The 24,871-nt window shown below is 35.7% G+C and carries 20 protein-coding genes, 1 tRNA gene and 1 pseudogene; 17 read left to right on the top strand and 5 right to left on the bottom strand.

Features of this window, described 5'->3' with window-relative positions; genetic code table 11:
- Window positions 1-4 precede the first annotated feature (4 nt).
- From infB to R8N23_RS03625, 7 genes and pseudogenes are all read left to right on the top strand, one after another.
- Window positions 5-2,827: a translation initiation factor IF-2 gene (gene infB / locus R8N23_RS03650; RefSeq protein WP_318170205.1), complete on the top strand. Its 2,823-nt coding sequence runs from the start codon at window positions 5-7 to the stop codon at window positions 2,825-2,827.
- A 237-nt stretch (window positions 2,828-3,064) separates the two neighbouring features.
- Window positions 3,065-3,138, top strand: a tRNA-Arg gene (locus R8N23_RS03645).
- A 226-nt stretch (window positions 3,139-3,364) separates the two neighbouring features.
- Window positions 3,365-3,631, top strand: a pseudogene (locus tag R8N23_RS20935) (Arm DNA-binding domain-containing protein); the annotation flags it as partial.
- Window positions 3,632-3,637: 6 nt separating this feature from the next.
- Window positions 3,638-4,525: a site-specific integrase gene (locus R8N23_RS03640; protein ID WP_318170204.1), complete on the top strand. Its 888-nt coding sequence runs from the start codon at window positions 3,638-3,640 to the stop codon at window positions 4,523-4,525.
- A complete protein-coding gene (locus tag R8N23_RS03635; RefSeq protein WP_318170203.1) occupies window positions 4,519-5,490 on the top strand; it encodes a hypothetical protein in 972 nt (323 codons plus the stop codon). Before R8N23_RS03640 ends, R8N23_RS03635 begins: the two co-directional genes overlap by 7 nt.
- 84 nt (window positions 5,491-5,574) lie before the next feature.
- Window positions 5,575-5,880, top strand: coding sequence for a hypothetical protein (locus R8N23_RS03630; protein ID WP_318170202.1), 306 nt, complete (start codon window positions 5,575-5,577; stop codon window positions 5,878-5,880).
- A gap of 259 nt (window positions 5,881-6,139) precedes the next feature.
- Window positions 6,140-6,817: a recombinase family protein gene (locus R8N23_RS03625; protein WP_318170201.1), complete on the top strand. Its 678-nt coding sequence runs from the start codon at window positions 6,140-6,142 to the stop codon at window positions 6,815-6,817.
- Here the strand turns inward: R8N23_RS03625 and R8N23_RS03620 are convergent.
- The gene (locus tag R8N23_RS03620) at window positions 6,814-7,257 is read right to left on the bottom strand and encodes a JAB domain-containing protein (protein WP_318170200.1); all 444 of its coding nucleotides are present in this window, start codon (window positions 7,255-7,257) and stop codon (window positions 6,814-6,816) included. The two genes, R8N23_RS03625 and R8N23_RS03620, sit on opposite strands and share 4 nt — an antisense overlap.
- A 426-nt stretch (window positions 7,258-7,683) precedes the next feature.
- Here R8N23_RS03620 and R8N23_RS03615 point away from each other — a divergent pair, with 426 nt between their 5' ends.
- Both R8N23_RS03615 and R8N23_RS03610 read left to right on the top strand, forming a co-directional pair.
- The gene (locus tag R8N23_RS03615; RefSeq protein WP_318170199.1) at window positions 7,684-9,102 is read left to right on the top strand and encodes a hypothetical protein; all 1,419 of its coding nucleotides are present in this window, start codon (window positions 7,684-7,686) and stop codon (window positions 9,100-9,102) included.
- Between the two features lie 114 nt (window positions 9,103-9,216).
- Entirely contained in the window at window positions 9,217-9,372 is a 156-nt protein-coding gene (locus R8N23_RS03610; RefSeq protein ID WP_176214781.1) for a hypothetical protein, read from the top strand.
- Between the two features lie 41 nt (window positions 9,373-9,413).
- Here R8N23_RS03610 and R8N23_RS03605 read toward each other — a convergent pair whose 3' ends face one another.
- Together R8N23_RS03605 and R8N23_RS03600 are read right to left on the bottom strand one after the other, a co-directional pair.
- Window positions 9,414-10,709, bottom strand: coding sequence for a hypothetical protein (locus tag R8N23_RS03605; RefSeq protein WP_318170198.1), 1,296 nt, complete (start codon window positions 10,707-10,709; stop codon window positions 9,414-9,416).
- Between the two features lie 212 nt (window positions 10,710-10,921).
- Window positions 10,922-12,637, bottom strand: coding sequence for a VapE domain-containing protein (locus R8N23_RS03600; protein ID WP_318170197.1), 1,716 nt, complete (start codon window positions 12,635-12,637; stop codon window positions 10,922-10,924).
- 512 nt (window positions 12,638-13,149) lie between these two features.
- Here R8N23_RS03600 and R8N23_RS03595 point away from each other — a divergent pair.
- From R8N23_RS03595 to R8N23_RS03560, 8 genes are all read left to right on the top strand, one after another.
- Window positions 13,150-14,100, top strand: coding sequence for a ParB N-terminal domain-containing protein (locus tag R8N23_RS03595; RefSeq protein WP_318170196.1), 951 nt, complete (start codon window positions 13,150-13,152; stop codon window positions 14,098-14,100).
- The gene (locus R8N23_RS03590; protein WP_318170195.1) at window positions 14,093-14,869 is read left to right on the top strand and encodes a phage Gp37/Gp68 family protein; all 777 of its coding nucleotides are present in this window, start codon (window positions 14,093-14,095) and stop codon (window positions 14,867-14,869) included. Before R8N23_RS03595 ends, R8N23_RS03590 begins: the two co-directional genes overlap by 8 nt.
- An 85-nt stretch (window positions 14,870-14,954) precedes the next feature.
- Window positions 14,955-16,121, top strand: coding sequence for a hypothetical protein (locus tag R8N23_RS03585; RefSeq protein WP_318170194.1), 1,167 nt, complete (start codon window positions 14,955-14,957; stop codon window positions 16,119-16,121).
- A 230-nt stretch (window positions 16,122-16,351) separates the two neighbouring features.
- The gene (locus R8N23_RS03580; protein ID WP_318170193.1) at window positions 16,352-17,572 is read left to right on the top strand and encodes a hypothetical protein; all 1,221 of its coding nucleotides are present in this window, start codon (window positions 16,352-16,354) and stop codon (window positions 17,570-17,572) included.
- Between the two features lie 181 nt (window positions 17,573-17,753).
- Window positions 17,754-18,527, top strand: a complete 774-nt coding sequence (locus R8N23_RS03575) for a hypothetical protein (RefSeq protein ID WP_318170192.1) — start codon at window positions 17,754-17,756, stop codon at window positions 18,525-18,527.
- Window positions 18,528-18,669: 142 nt separating this feature from the next.
- Window positions 18,670-19,605, top strand: coding sequence for a site-specific DNA-methyltransferase (locus tag R8N23_RS03570; RefSeq protein ID WP_318170191.1), 936 nt, complete (start codon window positions 18,670-18,672; stop codon window positions 19,603-19,605).
- A 6-nt stretch (window positions 19,606-19,611) separates the two neighbouring features.
- Window positions 19,612-20,496 (top strand): hypothetical protein, encoded by an 885-nt coding sequence (locus R8N23_RS03565; protein WP_318170190.1) that lies wholly within the window; start codon window positions 19,612-19,614, stop codon window positions 20,494-20,496.
- Between the two features lie 2 nt (window positions 20,497-20,498).
- A complete protein-coding gene (locus R8N23_RS03560; protein WP_318170189.1) occupies window positions 20,499-22,028 on the top strand; it encodes an ATP-binding protein in 1,530 nt (509 codons plus the stop codon).
- A gap of 232 nt (window positions 22,029-22,260) precedes the next feature.
- Here the strand turns inward: R8N23_RS03560 and R8N23_RS03555 are convergent, their stop codons facing one another.
- Entirely contained in the window at window positions 22,261-23,151 is an 891-nt protein-coding gene (locus R8N23_RS03555) for a TlpA disulfide reductase family protein (protein ID WP_318170188.1), read from the bottom strand.
- Window positions 23,152-23,175: 24 nt separating this feature from the next.
- Window positions 23,176-24,795, bottom strand: coding sequence for a vitamin K epoxide reductase family protein (locus R8N23_RS03550; RefSeq protein WP_318170187.1), 1,620 nt, complete (start codon window positions 24,793-24,795; stop codon window positions 23,176-23,178).
- Window positions 24,796-24,871 lie beyond the last annotated feature (76 nt).

The following is a 24,871-nucleotide window of genomic DNA, read 5'->3' as shown; positions in this document are numbered from 1 at the left end:
GACTATGGCTGAAGGTAAAATGATAAGACTCAATCAGGCAGCAAGAAAGCTCAACGTCGGGATAGACACCGTCGTGGAATTCTTGTCTGAAAAGGGGCATGAAATAGAGCGAAGCCCCAACACCAAGCTTACCCCGGATCAATATGCAATTCTTGCAAAAGAATATGCTGATTCCGCACATGAAAAAGAAGAGGCTAGTAGCCTTTCCATTGGTTCCAAATCTGGAGACAATGTAGTAATCAAGGCGGAATCAACTCCTGAGCCGGTAGAGCCAGTTAAAGAAGAAGAAATTCTAATTACCGACAATACTGCCGCAGACGCTCCTGTTGCAGAAGAGAAGCCGGAAGAGACTGAAAAAGCAGACGAGTCATCTGTAGACAGTCCTAAATTGCAAGGCATCAAGGTAGTAGGCAAAATTGATCTTGGAGACAAGAAGAAAAAAGAAGAGCCTAAGAAGGAAGAGCCTAAAAAAGAGGAAGCTCCTAAAGTAGAAGAAAAGACTCCAGAGCCTGAAGCTAAAAAAGAGGAACCTAAAAAGGAAGAGGCTCCAAAAGAAGAACCGAAAAAAGAGGAGGTTAAAAAAGAAGAAGCTCCAAAAGCAGAGGAAAAAGCTCCAGCGGTTGAAGCTCCAAAAGTAGAAGAAAAACCTGCTGCTGCACCAGAGAATAAAACTATCGAGGCCAAAGCGGATTCACTCCGAGGACTGAAAGTATTAGGTAAAATTGAATTGCCAAAAACGCCTTCTAAAGGAGATAAAGGCAAGCCTGTAGCTTCTTCTGATACTTCAGGAGATAAGAAACGACCAAGAAAACGTATCAGCACGTCGAAAAAAGATGCTGGTGGCGGTGGCCAAAGAGGCGACAAGCGTGGCGGTGGACGTTTCGAAAAAGGCAAAAAGAAAGTCGTCAAGGAAGAATTGACTGACAAGGAAATTCAAGATAAGATCAAAGCAACACTTGCCAAGTTAAGCGGTGGAAAAACCAGCTCAAACGTAAGTAGATCAAAATATAGAAAAGAGAAAAGGTCAGCTGTAGCAGACGCCGAGGAAGAAAGGCTAATGCAGGAGCAGGAAGAATCTAAGACGCTAAAAGTGACTGAATTCGTATCTGCCAATGACCTGGCTAGTTTGATGGACGTATCCGTCAATGATATTATCTCTACATGCATGTCATTAGGCATGTTCGTTTCTATCAACCAACGTCTGGACGCTGAATCTATCACGATCATCGCTGATGAATTTGGTTATAGTGTGGACTTCACTACTCAGGATGATGAAGTAGATGTAGTTGAAGAAACTGATGCTGAAGAAACTCTTGAGGACAGAGCTCCGATCGTAACTATTATGGGTCACGTCGATCACGGTAAGACTTCCTTGCTGGATTACATTAGAGATTCTAAAGTTACAGATGACGAAGCAGGGGGAATCACCCAGCACATCGGTGCTTACGATGTGATGACTGAGTCAGGAAAGAAAATTGCTTTCTTAGATACACCAGGTCACGAAGCCTTTACGGCGATGAGAGCCAGAGGCGCAAAAATCACAGATATTGTAATTATCGTGGTTGCGGCCGACGATGATGTAATGCCACAAACTAAAGAGGCGATCAATCACGCACAAGTAGCCGGTGTACCGATCATCATTGCGATTAACAAAATCGACAAGCCAAGTGCTAACCCTGACAAGATCAAGGAAGCACTATCAGCAAACAATATATTAGTTGAAGACTGGGGTGGTAAATACCAGTGCCAGGAGATTTCAGCGAAGACTGGACAAGGCGTAGAAGACTTACTAGAAAAGGTATTGCTTGAAGCTGAAGTATTAGAGCTAAAAGCTAATCCTAACAAAAAGGCAGTCGGCTCTATCATAGAAGCTACTTTGGACAAAGGACGTGGATATGTGACCACTATGATGGTACAGTCTGGAACTTTAGAAATTGGCGATGTGGTATTAGCAGGATCTTACTTTGGTAAGGTAAAAGCCATGTTCGATCATAAAGGTGCCAAACTGACGAAAGTTGGCCCGTCTACTCCACTACAAATGTTGGGGCTTGATGGTGCAGCTCAGGCTGGTGACAAGTTCAATGTGATGGAATCTGACCGAGAAGCAAGAGAGATTGCTACTAAGCGTGAGCAGATTCAGAGAGAGCAGAGCATTAGAACGAAGAAACATATTACTTTGGATGAAATCGGTCGTCGTTTGGCCATCGGATCATTTAAGGAATTAAACGTGATTGTAAAAGGTGATGTGGATGGTTCTGTAGAAGCACTGTCTGATTCATTGCTGAAACTTTCTACCAAGGAAGTTCAGGTGAATATCATTCACAAAGGGGTAGGTCAGATTTCTGAATCGGATGTGCTATTAGCATCTGCATCAGATGCGATTATCATCGGTTTCCAGGTAAGACCTTCTGGAGGTGCTAAGAAGATTGCTGAGACAGAAGAAGTTGAAATCAGACTGTACTCAATTATCTACGATGCAATCAACGAGGTGAAAGACGCTATGGAAGGCCTATTGGCTCCTACTGTTGAAGAAGTCATCACGGGTAACATCGAAGTACGTGAAGTATTTAAGATTTCTAAAGTCGGTACGGTTGCCGGTTGTTATGTAACTGACGGTTATGTAAAACGTGCCAACAGCATCCGTTTGATTAGAGATGGTATTGTGACTTACGAAGGTGAGATCGGACAATTGAAGCGATTCAAAGACGATGTAGCCGAGGTGAAACACAGCTACGAATGTGGTATCTCTATCAAAGGCTTCAACGACATCAAAGTAGGTGATGTGATCGAAGGATTCGAGCAGAGAGAAATCAAACGTTCGCTATAATCCAGCGCTTTGGAAGCGATTAGATATATCACTTCCTTTTTATGCTACAGTTCATTTGTGCTACTCCTCATAGGCTTGTTCTACAAACCCTGGGTAGTACTTTGGTGGCATGATATTCAAAATCGCTGGTTGGTGATCAAATATTACGGGACGGCATCGGCCATCTTTTTTTTAATGAAAATACTCTTAAATGGTTGAGACAAAATAATAGACTCAGCTATATTTGCAGAAATATTTGGCCTTGTAGCTCAACTGAATAGAGCACCTGATTACGGCTCAGGAGGTTTCAGGTTTGAATCCTGACAAGGTCACAAAACGAAGGTCGATTTCACCCGAAATCGGCCTTTTTTATTATCTAGTGCTATAAAATCATCGATTCTGACGTTTTAAGATAATGCAGCTCTACGCACATTAAAGCATATAGCAGCAAATATGTTGTACCAATGTTGTACCCTGTGTTGTACCCGTTTTACCGCAATAATATTGTAGTTGTGAAGTCGAATAGCAAATATTGACTCGAACTTAAATATTAGGATCATGCTACAATACGGTTTAATACACAATCGAAAAGGTATTATAGGAAAAGATGGAAAAGCTCTAATTCAAATTCGAGCCTACGATAGAAAAAGGTATAAATACTTAAGTACCGAAATTCGGATTGAACCCAAACAATGGGACAAGGAGAAGATGAAGGTCACTCCCAATCATGCTCAATATATCAAACTGAATAGGATTCTAGAATCCAAAATCACTCGGCTCGAGGATTATGAAATCTCTCTAGCATCACAAGGAAAAGAATGTTCACTAACCATGATTGAACAATTCCATCTGAATGGTAAAGTCACCATAACCTTTAATGAATTTGTTGATTATGAGTTGAAGAATAGTACCTTAAGTAGCGGTACAATAAGACAACAAAAGGTCTTCTACAATAAACTAAATGAGTTCAGTCCCAATACAGTTTTTACTCAACTTGATTATGACTTCTGTTGTCGTTTTGAAAAGTTTTTAGTCGACAAGAAACTGCACCAAAACAGTATCGCCAAGGAATTCAAAAACTTCAAGAAATTTGTAAACCTAGCTGTAGCAAAGGACTATATGGAAGTAGGTAAAAATCCCTTCTTGAAATATAAAGTCAAATCTGTTCCGTCAAAAAAGATACATCTAACTTCTGAAGAACTCAATCGAATTGAAGAACTAGAGTTTTCAGATTGGGAACTTGAAAATGCAAGAGACATCTATTTGTTTGGAGCCTATACCGGATTAAGATATGGCGATATAAGCTCACTAAAGAAAAAGGATATTGTTAAACTAGAAGATGGTAGTTGGAACCTTGATATCAGAATGAGAAAAACATCCAACTTATTATTACTACCACTCCATAAGCTTTTTAATGGCAGACCAAAAGAGTTAATTCAAAAGCATAGTGAATTACATATACATTCTGAAAAGTGCTTCAAATGCTTTTCTAACGAGCATCAAAATAGACTTCTAAAACTAATTGCTAAGATGGCAGAAATTGATAAACGATTAGCTTTTCATTCTAGCCGTCATTCTTTTGGAACAAATCTTTTAAATTATGGTCTGTCATTAGAAATTGTAAAAGGCCTGATGGGCCATTCTCGAATTCAACAAACCCAAGAATATGCAAGACTATTAAATACAACAGTTGTTAGAGAATTAGAAAGAATATGGTAAATAAAGAACCAACGATCCAATACTCATTTAGAAGTGGATTTGATACAAGGAAACTCGAAAAGGAATCTCATCCTAATGGAATGCCTTTCTATTTGGTAGTTAAGTACGATCGGAAGATCTATCGTATTACTTCTCTAATTAATAATAGCAGGGCAAAATCAACTAAAGAGCTCGAGCAGATTCAAAAAACTAAAGGCATACAAGAAATTAAGATGCTCAAACACATTATCAAAATTGAAACTGCCAATCATACTAAACCCTTACCAGCTAAAGATTTATCGGATATTATAAGGGACTATCGATATACGATGCAAGAGGCTTTGGCCATCTATGGAATAATTTTAATCCGCCACCCATGGAAGTACTTTAAGAAAACTAAATTGGAAAATGAATCGACCTATCAATATAATCGCATAGAAAGCATGTTTTCCTTTATCGATTATTTCCCTTTAAAAAAGGAACAAGAATGGAATTCCAACATTGATAAATCCCTTGAAAAGAACATAGAGCTAAAATTAAACCATCAACAAAAGGCAAAAAAACGTGAACTAATGTTAAATGATCCGATCACCTTTTTTAATTCAATCTATGGGGCATTCATAAATTTGAAAATAGAAAAAGGTACTGAAATGTTTGAACACCAGCACAGCATTACCATTGCAAAAGAATATATTGACTTAGCGGATTCCTTTGTTGACAAGAATCAAATTAAAAGAATTGATAATACTGTTTATAATTGGTTCTTTGGAGACCTCAAAAACAGATTTAGTCAACAATTCAAGAATGACTTCAAGAAGAATCCTTCTGCTGCTGAAGCAAAATTTCTAATCATACAAGGAGCTTTTTTTCCCACTGATTTTAGACTGAAATCCAACTTTAGTCAATACCTATTTAAAAAACTGGATTCTGATGAAATCACAATTAATAAAAAAGCCATATCACCTCTTGTTTCATTTTTGAAATAAACTATACACATTTAGAAAGTTCTAGTGCCTTGCTTTTTGAATCATCTTTGAATTGAAATTAATATTCAACTAAATACATTCAAAATGAAAAAATTTAACGAAGCACTAGCAAATGATTTAAGAATCGTAGTAAAAGAAGAATTATGTCCTATCATTGAAATCTTAAAGAAACTTAATACCAATGAGAAAACTGACCAAAAACAAGTTGCTAAAGAAGAGTTTGAAATTGTGTACTTACCTGAGGCAACCGCAATTTTAAGGTGTAGTAAATGGACTGTATTACGATTAGAAAAACGTGGTTTCTTCACAAGACTAAACAAGGTTCCTAAGTCACCTATCTACTTTCGCAAAAGTGATATATTAAACTTTCTTTCTAGCAACGACAATTAAGAGCAACTGTCTTTTCTGAAAACAATAGTGGGCGCCCACTGTTTTTCAAGAATCCATATTAGCAGTTAAGTATAGTTGTCTATTAGACTACACACCCAGGTAATTTCTTAAAACCGTCTATTAGATTATGCACATATCCCGTTTTTGAACTGATTTAACACTTTAAGAACCAAGGTTCTTAAAATGATATATTTCCCATTTCTTGGTTTAGTACCCACTGGTTTTGGTTTGATTTATAGAAACAAACCAAATCGCCAATATGCAATACATAAGTTATCTACGAGTATCAACTGAGAACCAGAGTCGGTCTGGTCTAGGATTAGATGCTCAAAAATCTATGATTCGCTCCTTTATTAATAAAGACGATATCATCCTCAAAGAATACATTGAAACCGAAAGTGGCAAGAACAACAATAGACCCATGCTCAATCAAGCGATTGCTGATTCAAAGCATTATAATGCCACCTTATTAATTGCCAAACTAGATCGCTTATCCAGAAACGCTGCATTCATTTTTAAACTCCGTGATTCCGAGGTTAATTTCCGAGCAGTTGATATGCCCGATGCAAATTCTCTTACTGTAGGGATTATGGCTGTCCTTGCTCAACATGAACGTGAGCTGATCGGGGATAGAACCCGTAAAGCCATGCAAATCAAAAAACAAAGAGGAGATCGAATGGGGAATCCGCAAAACCTTTCAGAGTATACTATTCAAAGAGGGTTTGAAGTAAGAAAACATAATGCCTTAAATCACCCTGCCAACAAACAGGCTATGGAGATGATCTATGCTTTAAGAGGGTCAGACCTAACCTATCAACAAATTGCTGATAAACTCAACATCATGGGAATGAAAACTAGAAATGAGAAATCCTTCGTAGCATCCACTGTTCGTAGGTTATACAAAGTCAAACAAAAGTTGGAATCACAGACTATCTAAATATAGCCACCATCAGCAAACGAAGTATATCCTTCATTGGTAATGATCAGATGGTCCAATAGGCCTATATCCATCAATTGACCTGCCTGATAGACTTTCTTGGTTAAATTAATATCCTGTTGACTTGGGTTGAGGTTTCCCGATGGATGATTGTGACACATAATGATATGGGAAGCATGAGCCCTTAAGGCAGCAGAAAAAATCATTTTGACATCTACTACTGTACCTGCTACACCACCTTTCGAAATATCATATATCCCAAGTGCTTGATTTCTACGATTAAGAAGTAGAATCTTGAATTCTTCCTGAAACTCGATTTTATTATGATCCCAATAGGAATTGAATACTTGGTAGGCTGCCGATGAGGAACTAACCTCTACCCTTTCTTTGGCTTTAACCTTTGAGCGGTAGATCAATTCGATTTCTGCAACTTTAAACATGGATCAAATCAAACCACTATCTTAGAATATTACAATCTATTTTGTGTTTTTATTATGCGTAAGCGCTTACACATTAGTTATTTGCAAATAATACAACAGCACAAATCCAATTGAATTCTGATCCGTTTTATCAATTAATGGTTAAATTTGATTGTTAACAAAAGACAATAAATGAGATAGACATTATCTAAAAACATATAAAGAGAAGCGTAGCTTATCATTTCCCTGCTGAAAATCGCCAGTTTAAAGTACGGAGGAAATGGTAGAGTTTTCGCACCCTATGGGGTGTGTCCTCTGCCTATTTCTGTCCGTAAAGGTGTCTGGCGATACCTCAGCAGCAGAATATAAAGCTGAGGTTCATGCCCCTCTTTTTTTAATCAATCTTTTCTTGCTCTTTGTTCCTCGGAGCTCATAATCAACAAAACAATGAGCTTTAATTATCAATCTGTTATTTTGGCAAGCACTTCTTTAATAGTTCTATTAACTACCAATCCTTCTTTAAGTCAAACCCGTGAAGTCGAAACCTATTACGATCTTGGAAGAACTAAAATCCATGAATACTATACTACTATTGATGAACCCCCTTATCAAAAACATGGTATTTATAAAGAATTTGATGCTTCAGGCAATCTCATTCGTTACAAAGAATTCAACAATGGAAAACAGCACGGAATGGTTCGGGTCTATTATTTTATGCCTGATTATTCGCAGAAGGCTTGCTATGGAAAACTCATTGGTGAATCACAATGGAACAATGGACAAAAACATGGATGGGATAAAACCTGGGTGTGTCATCAAGGCACGCTTGTCCTAGACAGTGAGGTCTATTTTGAGGATGGATCGGAATTAAAAGGTAAGTACTATCATAAGAATGGTACATTAAGAGCTGAAAATGTATCTACTGGAATCAATAAAGAATGGGATCAAAACGGCAATTTGATCGCAGAATATGAAGTTGTCAATGGAATTGAAAATGGGTCGAAAAAATTGTGGTACTCAAATGGTCAACTTAAGGCAGAAGGTCAAACTGCTGAAGGATTTGAAATAGGTCGCTGGGTTTCCTATTTTGAAAACGGCAACCTAAAATCTGAAGTTGAACTTTCTTCAGAAAAACCCTTTCCTACGTCACAAATTGAATATTTCTCAAACGGCAATATAAAATATAGTCTTAAAGAAACTTCCAATGGGAATTACATGGTAGAGGATTATTTAGAAAATGGAAACCTTTCAGTTAGGGTCAACAAAACATACGATAGTCATAGCAAAGAACTATTTCTAAATGGTAATCTTGAAATATATAATGCCGAGAATCAAATAGTTGCCGGAGGTAACTATATAAATGGATGTAAGGTTGGTCCTTTTACCATTTTATATGATGAAAACTGGAAGGAAGTATTTAATCATAAGCAAGCAGCTTATAAGCGGGTTTTAAAATTCGATCAAAACTGCAAACCCTCTGGACTTGTTACTGACTATCACATAAATGGAATAAAACAATTTGAAGGTTATATGGTTTCCTTGGAGCCTGAGTCACTTGATGGACTCTGTACCTATTTCTATTCCAATGGAAACAAACAAGAAGAAAAAACCTTTAAATATGGTACTCCTATCAAAATTGTTAAATATTACGAACATGGTCCTCTTCAAATGGAAGCAAACTATTCAAAAGGTAAGCTTGATGGTGATGTCAAATACTATGACGAAAATGGAACTCTTCGACAGAGCGAACAGTATAGCCTTGGATTAAAAACTGGCGAGTGGAAGTACTTCTCTGACAACGGTACTCTTTTAGAAGTAGAACGCTATCGGTTTGATCAATTGATTGATTCGAAAACTATGAACTAGTTTATTGTTGATTTTTAGTTGCTCATCACGTTTTTCACAAAACCATTGACATGGGTTCACTAGTTGGTTACAATTGTCTGGTAATCAAATGTTTTAAACTAAATTTTGAATATCATGAATGACAAAAAAGAAAACAAATCAGTTGAGCAGACAGCGTCTAACGGAATGGTAGATCTATTGTTGAACATCCTTGAAAACTCAAAGTCAAGCAAAGAAGATAAGGCGTTGTCAAGAGCTGAACTGAAAAGGATGATTGCTACTGCTGCCTGAGTCAGCAGCGTTTTGAGAAAGCACATCCTATTTATGAGTCCTCAATTACTTGAGGGCTCTTTTTTTGTGTAAATAATTTGATTGATCTTGGGGATGTTGCCCATTTGATAAAAGAAGCCTTGTTCGGTTATGGGAGCGAATAAGACTGCATCTGATTGCTTGACAAACCATGAGTCATGGATGGTCAATATTTGGGTAATGCCTTGCTCTGCGGCATCTTCTATGATGTAATCTAGCACCATCTTACTTTCCATTCTTTGAAGGATTAATGCTAGATTGCTGTACATCTTTTTATGATTATCCTCTAACCTTACTGTTTTAAATTTATTCACTTCTTTCAATAGCCCAGGAAACAGCTTTTCAAAGTGCTGGGTTTCTTTTTCCATCTTGATATGCTCTGATCCAAAAAACAACTTGAATATGATGGTCTTGGCATCATCCCTAATGATTCCCAGTGATTTTCCATACCTCTCATAAACATCTTGGTCTCTGTCCAAAATGATGTTTTTAAACTGTTGATAGCTATGGCTTTTTTGCAATTCATCAACTAAAGTATAAAGTTTGATAGCATCATATGATGGCAATACCGCATCCAACCATTCATGGCTTAGATTGATAAAAAAATACATTTGACTGGTTTTAATATCAAATTCCACCAGAGGCTCTTTTGACCCTTTGAAATTGACCTCACTTCTAAGGCCTTTTTTAAGGTTTGTAAGGCAGGAATGAAATCGATTGCCATATCTATCCATCGATGGTCCGGAAGTCTTCTGAAACCTCCCTAAACTTGTCAACGCCTGTGTCTCGATGTTTTCTAATGAATTCAACAATACTTTCTTGGCTATTGGTGATAATCGGATCGTTGATTTTTTGTATTTGATAATGGCGGCCATCATTTTTTCTTTGGTAGTGATGGCCTTCCTGGTGGTCAACGTGTAATGGATTTTACTTTTTGTATAACGATGGTCTAACAAGTATTCTGGGATTTGATACTTCTTGGTAAAACCCGGTTTCTTAATAATGCCTTCTTTGTTGCCGGTCGAATAGGATGGATCTACCTTTAATAGGTTTTGTTCTTTTAGTATTTGAATGACCTTGGTATACTTGTCTCTACTGAGCATGAGCTTGATAAACTCCGAGTGTATTTGAAAAGCATAACTCACTCTACTTTCCTTATAGCTTACTTCATTCCTTTTGGCTTTGCTCAAATTCCTTAGCATCAGATAACTGTAAAACAACAATACCTTCTCCACGGGTATCGGTAGTTTTTTGGCCAATGATTTGATTTGGTCTGTTTCAAAATATGGGGGTAATATGATTTGGTTACTCGATTTCATGTTCAACGTTTTTTTATTTATTGTACTTCGAAATCCCAATGCGTTTAATCCTTGATCAAACTATATTTTAAAATCTTACTACATATTGATTGTTATTATATCCCCGCCCCGTCTGTTTGAAAATTTCTAGAAATTCTAGAGAATTGAATTAGACATTTTAAAATATGGATTGAGTAAAGTATAGACTAGATGGATCTGGTCTATAGAATGATTCATTCTTTATCTTTATTCTGATCTTTAGCTTTGGACATCTCCTCTATTACCTCATTTATCTCTTCCTGTGTTGAATATCCTTTTGCTTTCTTTTCTTCTTCACTCATTTCATCGAATAACGGACTGACCACTTTAGGCTTTTCGAAAAAATCTTCGAACCCATCTTTGTTGAACTCTATACCGTAAAGCCGTTTGGTTTTGCCTAGAATGCTTCTTGATCTTTGTTTGAAACCCATGCTTTTTAGAATCCTTCCCACTTGAGCGGCATATTGTGGTGGGATCAGTTCTTTTCCTGTATCCTGTGGACTGCTTTTAGTGGTTGCATTGATCAAGTTGATCAGCTCTACACAGGTCAAAAACTCTGTTTCCGATTCTCTACAGAATTTCATGATGTATTCGGTATATGGATTGGTGGCTTCGAAATTACGATTGTGACTATCCAACATTTTCCTTTCGTGTGGCAGTAAATGTCCTCGTTCTCCTTGTTTGTACAGTTGATACAGTTCGGCAAATACCTTCGAGACATCGACTTGGTGTTGATAGTCTATTTTAATAGCATAAATGGGAAAAAACCTCCTGTTACCTGTTTCATCTTTCAAAAACTCTGATTCGTTTGATGTGCCAATAATGCTGGCTTTCCTCACATGACTGGACACTTCTCTGGCATATGGTTTTCTATGGGTCACTTTGTCCAAACTTAGCATTTCTTTAAAGGCTTCATTGGAAGCTTTTCTCGTTAGAATTGAACTGAGCTCATCCATTAGGATCAATACAAATTCACCTAACATGAGCTCGTCATCCTTGTTGCCTGGCGTTAGGTTCTTAGTAGCAAAATATTGCTGCAGTTCATTGGGCAATAATCTTTTCGCCCATTGTGTTTTCCCTAATCCTTGTTTGCCTACAAACACCAAGACATTTTCATTGGCTTGGTTGACTTCCAGAAGGGAAGCAACTAAACCAATCAACCACCTGCGAAGCAACGTGTGTGTTGTATGCGGCTCTGCTGACTCAATGGTATTTGCCAGTTGACTGATATGTTCTTCTCCGTTTATTGGCTCAAGGCTTTCAAGATAAGCTTTTACTGGATCGATTTGATTTTCCAATGCCAAAACAGTCAACCAATCGTCACAATCAGCTTTATTGTACATTTTGCTTAACAGTCGAATATAAATCACACATAAATCCTTATCTTCTATCCTTCTCCATTTGTCTGATGACCATTTGATTTCCCTACAATTATTAAAAAGGTTCAATCTGACAAATACGCTATTTGCTTCCAGGATATACCTAGCCTTCATGTCTGCCAATCTTGTTTTTTGTTCTCGGGTAAAGCTGGCAAATCGGAAATTGACCTCTTCTGCCATTTGTATGACACATCCCATACCTACTCCTTTAGGGAATCCATCATCAGCCAAATTATAAGACCTGTCTGTCGCTTCAAGATTGTAAATGGATTCATAAGCCAAAAAACGATGTAGGAGTGATCTGCCTAGGTCTCCTCCGAATTCGGATTTTAATGCTTTGGCCAGTAAATCTTGCTGTTCAAAATTGGTAGCGATCGATACATTATTATTACCCATGTAATTCAATATCCTATTGGCCGCTAGAAACTCCAATGAATCTCGCCCGGAAAAGACCTTTTCTTTCTTTGATTGCTTTTGATTGGATGCTTTAGCCTGCTGTGGTAATGACTTTTGCTTTTCTTTCTTTTTCATCACTTGGATTTTTAATTCTTATCCAAATTTGAAAAAGATCTTTTGATACTCCATTACTTCTGTACGACCCACTACTTAGTTGCTTTCAAATGCTGCCATTTGCTTTAACACGTGATTTTATACTGACTATTGAATTTCGTGCTATGCCCACACTGTATTGCAACAAATGATTGCGGCACTGTAACTGTTCGTCTTGCCCCTGCTGTTGAATTGAACAGTTCTGCAACAGCATTACAGCAGTTCAACGATTCCATGAAAAATAAAAAAATTGAATAAGAGAAAAGCACAGAAATGAAAACCTCCCCATTCCAATGAAATATTGTAATTAAAAAACCAACGCCTAAATCTGTCCATATATGAGTAAATGATAAAGCTGCCATCCAGCAAATGCGTGCAAATATGCGCATCTGGTAAGTGCATGGTTCAATGCTGACAACCCTTCCAAAACCATTTTATAGCGTTGCGAAAATGCCGGTCAAGTGGCTGGTGATATCACTCTTAAAAAGTAGGTTATGAAAAATGATTTGCAAAAGGTTGAATTGAAAAAGCTTTCCTTTCACCCTTCAAATGAAAGCATCTATGGCAAGGAAAATGTCCATATGCTCATTAGCAGTATTCGAGAATTTGGGTTATTGGAACCACTTGTGGTAAACAAGAAAATGCAAGTAGTTTCTGGAAACAAACGATTAAAAGCACTTCTGCAGTTGGAATGGGGAAAGGTTGATGTTGCAATCCGTGAATTTGAATCTGATGAAGAAGAGTTGGCCTACTTACTAGAAGCAAATGCCTCTCGAGACAAATCTTTCTTACAAAGGGTCAACGAGGGGTTACTTATTGAACGATTGGTTCAAACAGAGTCAAAAGCACGAATGCTAGCCACCTTAAACCATGGGGGTAAAAATGAAACTCCTCTCGTTAGGGAAAATTTTATCAAGCTTGAAGAAGCGAGTGAGGCGGTGAAAGGAAGAACTCATGAAATTGTAGCCAAAAAGGTTGGTTTGTCCAATTACAAGGCCTATGCTAAAGGACGTTTTGTCGCCCTGCAAATTCTCAAGTTCCATAAAGAAGAAGCAACCTCAAAGGCCGTTCTTTTAACTGATCTCTTACAGTCTAGTTTGGACGCTGCAGTCATAGTGGTTCGAAACGAAATCCTCGACAAGGAGGATTTTAAGGAGGTGAAAGCTTTAAAAAAGCGTGCTGTTGAAATCCGAAAAGCCGAAGAAGCAAAAAGGGCTTCCAATGAATTTACAGAAGCTGTGGATAAAGATGAGTTGAAAAAAGAATTGTATTCAAAAGTTGATCAATTCGAAAAACTCGCAAGCGAGATTGTATCTCTGGATAGGCAAATTGACTGGGATAAAATGATACCTCCACTCACTGATCAGCATAGAAAACTTCTATATGTATTCACTACTTCTCAAAAAGTAGTCAAAGGAACAGCTAAACAAAAAAGTCATGTCTAAGTCTTCTATCGAATGGACCACGATGACGTGGAACCCAACCACCGGATGTGACAAAGTTTCTGCTGGTTGTAAGTTTTGTTATGCCGAAGTATTGGCCAAAAGGCTGAAAGCGATGGGTCAAAAGAAATATGTCAACGAATTCCAATTGACATTACATCCAGAGTCTTTGGCGGATCCCTTTAAATGGAGAAAACCGCAAATCGTATTTGTCAATTCCATGAGTGACCTGTTTCATGAGGACATTCCCTTGAGTTTTATCCAAAGGATTTTCAATATCATGAACAGGCTTCCACAGCATAAGTTTCAAATTCTTACCAAACGGGCGGACATACTTGAAAAGCATGCGCCAATGCTGAATTGGACAAGTAACATTTGGATGGGTGTTTCTGTAGAAGATAATCTAGTTTTACACCGAATCGATCACCTCAGACAAATCCCTGCTCATGTCAAATTTCTATCGGTTGAACCTTTAATTGGCCCTGTTAATGATTTAAATCTCGAAGGTATTGACTGGGTTATTGTTGGAGGTGAATCTGGCAAAACACCAAGGCCTATGGAAAAATCCTGGGTGCTGGATATCCGGGATCAATGTGCAGCAGCTAACGTTCCCTTTTTCTTCAAACAGTGGGGCGGTACTAACAAAAAGAAAACGGGTAGACTACTTGATGGCAGAACCTATGACGAAATGCCTGACAAAGTCCGACTTAATGTTTACTTCAGTTCACTGGAGAACTATCGGAGCGCTTTCTATTTGGAAGATGTCTTTTGATGCCTCATGGCTTATCAAACATTTTTTACAACTCAATTTTTAACGCCATTCAGCAATGATTGGTAAAATCTTAAATACAAAAATTATGAATTATCATATAAGAGAAATCGGCGAGTACGCCGCTCATGAATTCGATACATGGACTCCATTATTTTCTTTTGGATCAAAGAGTCTTCAAACAAGAGAACAGTTGCTCCAAATGCACCTTAACAGCAGCATCATTAATTTGAATCGAAACTATAAGTTAACCAACAATCAACAGCTAAGTGGTGCTCCAGATAATGTTTTGACACATAATCTGGAAGCAATGATTATTAAAAAGGACGCCCATGGCATTGTTGATACTTTACAAGTGGAGCTTCCTAGAGGACTTTATGCTTCGGATTTAATGACAAAAATAATCATGCAGAAAATTGGCTACTTCATTAAGGACAATTCATCTGACTATCAAATCACATTAAACAAAATAAAGCCTGAATTAATAGATAGTGATATCATTTGTGATGAGGGTCTAAGGTTGATCTGTAGTGGTGACAATCACGTAGAACTAACAGCATCAATAATTGAAAAGTTAGATCGCCATACAAGTCAAATTATTCAGCTCGTTTCTTCGGGAGTGACTTCATTCAGGTTGTACTCTTTAAAGCAAAATCACTGTTGGGATGAATGCATTGATCAACTCTTGCTCTATCAGCAAAATCCAATTGATAATTATGGCATTCATGACATAGCTCGTCAATATCCCAAATTACTCAATGACCAAAAAATAGTGGAGCTGATCATCTCTCCTGCAAATACATCTGATTCTATCGATATTAAACTATATGAAAAGGATTTACCTTTCTCCAAGTTTAGTGCATTGCAATTTCGAGTCAAGCAAGAGAACTTGAGAGATTTGGTAAACGGATTTCAATTGATGGTTTCAGGTCAATTGTATGAGTTCGTTCATAAACATCCATTTACGGAATTTCCCGTCTTTGTGTTTGAAGTTGATGCTGAAAATAAATTTAAACGGAATTGGTGTTTTATGGTGAACAAACTTTGCTTTGATGAATTTCAAATCAAATTCCATAAAGAAGCCATCAAGCACCTTGTGAATTCTGAATGTGATCTGCTCTTCTTTTCTCCTACAGATTCAAAAGAACTAGGCTATATGATGGAGTTAGTCCAGATCAAACAGCTCGCACAGGATGGATTCTTTGACTGCTACCCAAGAATAATCTACTCTTCCATTGATGCTAAAAAAAAATGAGCAAGGTTTAACAATCTAGATTGAACTATTCGATTATTTCAGCCATGGTGATTTAGTCATGGCTGTTTTTATTCAATACCAAATTCAACAATCAAGCAAATCAATGCACATACATGCATGTAGAAAGTGTTCAATACTAATCTTATGCTGCCTTCCTGGCTACTAATTAACATCGCATCGACAACCAAGGTGGTTGTCATTTTTTCAAAAATCTTAAATATTATAAAGTCATGAAAAATTTATACAAGCGCGATGTAGCTGAGTATGGCATACTCGAAATTCAATCAGTTACTCCATTCTTTACACTTGGCAAGAATAATACAGATGCACGCTTCCAAATGGCAGAAAACTTCATCAATGCGCAAATCAACTCAATAAATAGAGAGTTGCAATTAAAACGTCATGGACATGTCGGCCCATATGAAACTATTCTTCAATATCCTCTAATGATAACTTTATTCAAAAAGGATTCCATCCAGGTAGTTGAAACAGCGAATATTACGCTTCCTAGAGGACGTTACAGTCGATTCTCCTTATACAAAATTCTAACAGATCACATTTCTTTTTATTTTGAAGATCTTGAATTTGACATTCAAATTGCAATCGGATCCGCCTCAGCTTATCAAGTCAATAGTGATATCGTTACTAATGAAGTGGTTCGTTTGATTAGTCAATCTAATAAAATGGAATCTACTAAAGACCTCTTGCTAAAAAAGGCTCTAAAGCTTGTAGGTGACATTGAGAAGCTTTTTGGGGATCACGATGTAATAGCAATTAGAATTTACTCTTTAAAAGATAATCTTTCATGGTCTGGTTTATTATCCTTAAGCTTAATTCACCGTACTGAAATCAATGTCTTGAAAGACTCGCTTAATTCAATATTTCGTGATTTCTATAGGAGACTGTGTGAAGATGGTTACACAGATAACAAATTTGAACTTGTCATATCTGTAGCTTCAATACCAGAATCAATTGATAGAAGATTGAAGGAGCGCCTTATTCCATTGTCAAAGTATACTTCTTTGGTACATCTATTGGACAAAGAAGAAGTAAGGAAAATAGGCGATGCAAAATTCACATCATTGCCTAAGCAGGTTTTAAGTCTTCTTGATAAGCAACCTGCTTTCAGCTTTCCTTTATTTGTATTTGAAACAATAAATAAGGTCCAGTTCCTAAGAAGTTGGTGCATTCAAATTGAAAAATCATTTGAACTTTCTGCTTATAATCATTTGTTCGCCAAAATATTTGAAAGTTGTAAGGACAGTAATACTCAATTATTATTTGCAGTTCCAAAAGAGATAGAGGAGCTCGGGTATTTACTCGAATTAGCTCAGCATAAAGAACTAGGCAACGAAAAAGGTATACAGTCTTTGTCTAATATACTCTTACCTTTTGATCTTCAAGATGGGGTTAATTTGGCCAAATTAGCAAACAACAAGAAGTCAATTTAGCATAGGTAAGTTCGAATTTTAAGACGTGAGAGAATAATTCTAATTTGGAAACGCTTTCGTAATCAGTAATTCTATTCAAGTAGCCATTTGAGATTAAACTTTCAAATAAGGCCAACCCTTTTTTGAGTTGGTCTTTTTTCTTTTTTCCAGTTCGATAAATAAATAAAATATCAAAGCATTAATGCATTACCATGTCAACAACTTTAGAGAAGACCACTATATCATCACAACTGAAAAAAACCAATACTTCTTACCTTCTCCGATTATTGAAGGGTTTTTACATTTCGCCAATAAACACGGATTTAGCACAACTAACTATGATAAGCTATTCGACACATTTTATTTTGGACAAGATCAACTAACTGGAAGAACTGATTTTGCCATAGGCACAAGATGGTGGTTTAGTGAAGAGGCGCTAAACAAATGGAAATCAATTTTACTTGACCAAAAAGAAACCATCAATTTTGTTGACTCCAAAGAGGTAAAACTCAAATCTAGATTTCAGTCCTTCACAAATAAAGGATATTCGCTTCCAACCAACCTCTGTTTTTCTGATTTGACAAAACTTGAATCGTGTGGTTTAAAGGACTTACAGCAATTGCAAATAGATATTTGCAGACTGGCTTCTTCGATGGCTTCAAATGATGATTGCGCTATCAAACAAAAGGATTCTGTTATTATTGACAATGCTGTCGTTGACAGCCAAAATAGAATTCAATTTTCAAAAGGTCGTAGAAGAAAATGTGGTAATGAAAAGAACCTGAATATATCCTCTGAATTATTTGATGCCTTCATTCAAATCATTTCTGAAGGTGAGTGCAAGATCGATCAGATTAGATTTCATATCAAATTGAAAAGTCGTACGGTTACCAAAAAGATTGTAGAAAACAGCCAATCAGAATTGGAGATTATTGATTATCCTGGAGGACAGGCTTTTGTTTTTCCGATTCTATAAATTTTCTCATTATAATTTACATTTCTAAATTCGAATAATTTTGGTAATGATTCAAAATTGCCTCTTTTCATGTTCAAATGTCAATGGACTTGCTGTATTTTGTATCTTAGCAAATTGAATTTGAAACGCATATTATTATAAATTGATTAAAATTGCATACAAGACTGATTTAGGAGTCTGTTACAACGGAAAGATAGAAGACGCCTTACAGTCTAAGAAGTTCGACAAATATCGGGGCCAAATTAATTTGATTGTCACTTCCCCTCCATTCCCATTAAACAGGAAGAAGAAATACGGAAATTTTCAAGGAGATGAATATATTAATTGGATAAAATCACTGTCCAAAGACTTTGGAAACCTGTTGACGCCAGATGGATCGATAGTAATTGAAGTAGGAAATTCATGGGAGCCTGGAATACCAGTAATGTCAACATTAGCTTTAAAGTCTCTTTTGGCCTTTCTTGAAGAAGGAGGTTATTATTTGTGTCAACAATTTATTTGGAATAATACAGCCAAACTTCCAACTCCAGCACAATGGGTAAACATTGAAAGAACTCGAGTCAAGGATTCTTTCACCTATATATGGTGGATGAGTAAAACTCCTAATCCAAAGGCAAATAATAAAAATGTTCTAGTCGAGTACAGCTCTTCTATGAAAAAACTTTTGAAAAACGGCTCCTATAATTCTGGTTTTAGACCTTCTGAACATTCAATCGGTGAAAAGTCATTTCTTTCAGATAACAAAGGAGCTATTCCTTCGAATGTAATTTCTTCCGCAAATACACAATCAGGAACTCCTTATCAATTATATTGCAAGAACCACAACCTACAACCACATCCCGCAAGAATGCCAGAAAGTTTAGTCGAATTTTTCATAAAGTTTTTGACAAATGAAAATGATTTAATTCTTGACCCTTTTGGAGGAAGTAACACAACAGGATCAGTTGCAGAGAAACTAAATCGAAACTGGGCTTCGATAGAACCCACACTGGAATATATTCATGGGTCATTAGGACGATTCAATAAGATTCAGAAAGTAGCAGATTTTTTGAAAATGTCTGATAACATGGAATTATGATTTTCAATGGCAATAATATTTCATAGCAGACCTGATTTCAATTTAAACGAATCACCCGAATCATTGAGTAAGGCTCATAGGATTCTCAATTCTAGAGAGTTTATTAAACTATCCGGCGGTGCACATTATTCTGAAACCGAATATGAAAAATCAGTCATTTCTGGACTTAGGCAAATCATTGGTGATAAATCTTATATAATTCCGTATAAAAAGGATATACAGAACCTTAATGGAATCCATAAGAATGCCCCCGACATAATGATCATCAATAAATCACTACAAACATGGTTTATTGTAGAACTGGAGCTTATCAAACCTGGTATTGGCCATGCAATTGAGCAACTTTGCACTTTTCAAAATTATGTCCTTAAATCAATAATAGATGAAATTGATTACATTAAAACTCAAATAAATAATATTGATCCATTTTTTAAAGATTATGAAAATTTAGAAAAATTGCTTCAGACAAAAACCGCTCACGTAGTTTTAATGGCCGAACATGTTCCTCCAACATGGCGAATCAGATTTAAAGAAGAAAAAATTCGATGTTTATATTGTACATATCAAATTTACAATGATGAGAACAATCAAGAGCTTTTCAGAATCAATGATGGAGATGCATTTTCCGAAATAATTAAAGAAAGATATTTAGATATCGATCTTCTAAACAATTGTCTAATCCTAAAAAATGGATCTAAAATATTCTATGACAGGAATTCAGGTGATGAGCTACAAATCATAGTTGATCAAGAGCCTACCAGATGGAGAATTGAAAAAAAAACTAAACATGTCAAACTATTCTATATAGGTGTCGGGTTTCCACTTCCAACATTGACCAAAAAAGTGTCATTAGTGTTTAGAGAGAATAGATTAGAACTGAGGTATTTATAATTATGGAACACATAGCAAATCTGAATGTCGGCACAAACATAATATCAACCTACAAAAGGTTATCTTATAAACCATGGTATGCCTTTGCAGAGTTTATAGATAATAGTACTCAATCATATTTGAATAACAAAAGTGCGTTGGACAGTGCATTTTCAGAATCGAAATGTCTAGAAGTCATAATAGATTACTCTAGAAAGAACTCACACTTGTCAATTGAAGACAATGCGATGGGAATGGATCTTGACAGATTAACTCATGCATTACATATTGGAGATACAAAATATTCTCAAGGAAGGTCAAAGTATGGCCTGGGGCTAAAAACGGCAGCATGTTGGTTTGGTGATCGTTGGTCAATTCGTACTAGTATGCTTGGAATAGATAAAGAGTTTAGTTGCACAGTTGATGTCAATGAAATTATCGAAAATGGAGACGATTCTATAAGTATCCTTGAAACATCGGCGAATGCTAATGACCACTATACAATTATAGAAATCCATGATTTACACAGGGTAATTCATGGTAATACAATTAGAAAAATTAAAAACTATCTTGAAAGAATTTATTATTTAGACATCAACAATAATGAAGTAATTATTAAATTTCAAGGATCTGAATTAGAACAGTTTGATGCTGAAGAAGGCTTGTACATTACTAAAACTGGTGAAAAGTACAAAAAATCATTCTCATTTTCCATAGGAGAAGCTAATACCCAACCAAAGCAAATAGAAGGATGGGTCTCTGCCATATTACCTGGAAGTCGAGAAAAAGCAGGTTTTACAATACAAATGAATGATAGAGTTGTTGTTTGTCCTCCAGCCGCTTACAAACCCGAAACGATTTTTGGACACCAACTTGGAGGTTCCAATACTTTGGTCAATCAACGTGTAATAGGAATTTTAAATTTAACAGGGTTTGATGTCAGCCATCAAAAAGATGCAATAATATGGGAAGGAGACGACGAAAATGAACTGGCAGACAAACTATTAGATTATGCACAGGAAGCTATTGAAATAGCAGAGAATGAAAGCTCTCCCACAAAAACAGGCCTTAATCTAGAGGCAAGCATAGTTCAAGCTGTTGGGCCAGTAAAGCAAATAGTAGAATCAAAAGATTTTTATAACGCTGTTGAAGAATACTTAGCTCATAAAGGCAGGGAAGAAGAACTCGAAGAAATATTTCTTAATGAAGTAAATTCAATTAAAAGTGCAAAGACTCCTTTTTTTACCGCTGAAGTAGACCTTGCTCCAAGGAAGTTAAGCGTGAAGTTCTTTAGCGCAAAAAATAGTGATCTAGAACCTTACCTTTATCTCGATTTTTCTGGTAATGAAAATGAGATAATTGGAGTTGTAAATCTAATTCATCCGTACTTTGACACTTTTAAGAATTATGACCAAGTTCAAAAATTTTTAGAACAATGTGCTTTTGATGCAATTGCTGAATGGAAGTGCAGAAAATTATACAACTCTTTAAGACCTAACATCTTCAGAGAAATCAAGGATAAATTCTTTAGGATCCCGATTCAATTTAATTAATCATTGAGCTCAAATAAAAGCTCAATTATTTACATTTTAATTTTTCACTGACATTCTGACGGCCATCTAAGAATAATCCAATCACGTTCTCATGAAACACCAAAAAGTGCTTTGATTGACCATAATCGAGGTTCCCTTTGTTATATAATTTTGGCTTATGTTAAGTAATATCACTTGTTTAAAGTAGAAAAGTATATATGAATCAAACTTATATCATTAGACAATCAAGCGACTATTTACGCTCCAAATACTCCCTTACTTCAGGCAATGTCACTCCATACTTGAGTAAAAAACCATCTTCATCAAATAGGATACCACAAGGAACGAAATTAGGGTTACCAAAATCTTTAATCAATTTTTCATCAGCCAACATATGATCCCAATCCATTTCAAACTTCAAAATAAATGACTTGACTCTATCCATGTCCTTGTCTTTGTAGTTGATACTCACTAGATTGAACTTATTTTCAAAGTCATTCTTTAACCTCTTCAATTCTGGTGTTATTTTAATACATGGCTTGCACCAAGTACCCCAAAACTCCACTAGAGTCGGTTTATTATTATCCTTATAGATTTTTGCCCCAACCGTCAAATTGATATAATTTTTTTTAGGTAAAATATATGGAAATGACAAATCACAAGTTGAGTTATTAGCGTTTATTCTTAACAATTCTAATTCATTTCCATCCATTTTAATTTTCAATTCATATTTTTCATCCCCAATTTTCAGTTTAATTGGTTTCCTACTGATCGTAAGATTTATTCGATCTACCATAAAATTCTCGGTACTTCCGGTAAGTCCAATAAAATCAATAGAATCGTACTCAAATCTTCCATTTTTATTCGCATCTATTATTACGATATGACCTTCATAATTATCTGAGGGAATTTTTGCTGAACGAATGTCTATTTTATCAATGTCTTCCTGTGTATTAAGTTTTGTTACATCTAGAAGACCTAAATATGCAAGTTGTGTTTCCAAAAGAAATGAATACTCCAATTTAATTTTTGAAGTTCTTAATACCATGGCATCATCATTATTATTTTCATTGCTATTGCCAAATCCACAGGAAAAAACGGCAAGTAATAGACTAATAATGATGTATAAATTTAAGTCTTTCATCTAAATTAGATTAAATAATGTGAGTTATAATCTCTCTTCTTCTTGAAATTTATCCAAGTACCTTCTAATTTCCAACAATCCAAATTCTGCTGGAATAATATGATTATTTAAGATAAGAGCCGGTGTGTAATGAATTCCATTTTCTTTACACCATTCTATTTCCAATGTACTTTCAAATGCATCCACTTTATTCAATGATCCAATAGACATCCATTTTTGAATAGACTCTGAATTTTTATTTTTAATCGAAAAATAATCTCCAATAAATTTTCTTCTTTTGACTAAATCTGGTTCTACTCTTAAATAATCATTTATATAATTTACAACTTTTGTACCTAATGGATTATTCCGATTTTGTTCGATAAACACAAATCTTACGTTTATTCTCTCATCAAAATAAGCAATGAACTTTTCTAATTCAGCATAAAATACAGAACAAGGCTGACATAAAGGTGATAAAACTACTATGAGTTCATTTCCTTCTTCGACAAAAGAAAGATAATTTTTTATTTCGCTGTTTAATTCTGAAGTTTTCTGTCCAGAGGAAAAAACGAATTTTAAAAATTCAAAATTTCTTTTGTTGTAGAACTCCTTCTTTTCAAGAAGTTCTTCATTTATCTCTTTAGTTATTAGTTTTTTGTATATGACGATAAATATATTCGATAATAGTAAGTATACAGAAATCCGCAGAATCATATCCACATTTACCGGATCCATGTCGCCATAAATTATTCCAAGGATAAATTCTATTATAATAAGTACTTGTAACGCAATACATAATGGGCACAATTTTTTTACTACAAAAAACTGATACAGAATTGCATATAAAATTATGGGTAATGCAAGATAATTCAAGTATAAAACAGAATACACTAATGAAGTGTTATTGTCTAGTATAGAAAATAGTGAAAAAAGAAAAGTAGATAAAAAATAAATAGCCCCTAGGTCTGATAAATTGAATACTCCTAGAATTGAGCCCCCTTTGGAGTTTAAAACAGCCTGACAATCAATACGCTTTGAAGGTGTGCAAAATTTACCGGTAAATTCACTAGATAGACCCAAATTCTCCTCTATTAATTTCAAACCAATAAACAACCCAATTACTTTTAAACTTATTAACAATGAAAAAATGATTCCTCCTGAATAATTTAGCACAATTAATAAAGTCAAAATCAGCAATCCACTTATAGAAAATTTCTTTGAAATTTCATTTGTACTCTTGCTAAAAAACAACTTTTTATTTGCATCGAAATTGTGCTCAAAGAACGATGAGAAATCATTCAACATTGCAATTCCAGACCAACATTTTGTGAAATCCCCGTGAGCTAATTTGAGGCTACTTGCATCTGATTTTTTTAAATAGACATTTTCATCATCAATTGAATCAATGACAACTATTTCAGTTTTAGAATCTGAAGTGCTTATTTCAGCAATAATAGGTAAGTCAACATTTTGCAATTCCTCGAAAGGAAGTTTAGCAATCATAGTTTCGACATTGTAATCATTAAGCACATCTTCTAAAGCCTTCATATTCATCGTACTACGATAAAATTTGACTGATTTAGCCAAGAAACTGTCAGAGTATTCAACTTTAGCTGATTTAAACAAAATACGAAGAAGTGTATGAGCTGAGTTAGGGGTCATAGGAGTAAAAAGTGCTATCTAAAATATTCTAAAAAAGGAGTCTAGTGTTATGATGTGATCAAAAGTTAAGAATACC

It is taken from the genome of Reichenbachiella sp. (assembly GCF_033344935.1).
Lineage (GTDB): Bacteria > Bacteroidota > Bacteroidia > Cytophagales > Cyclobacteriaceae > Reichenbachiella.
Note: the sequence above shows the minus strand (reverse complement) of the source record. Positions and strands in the feature narration are given on the sequence as shown.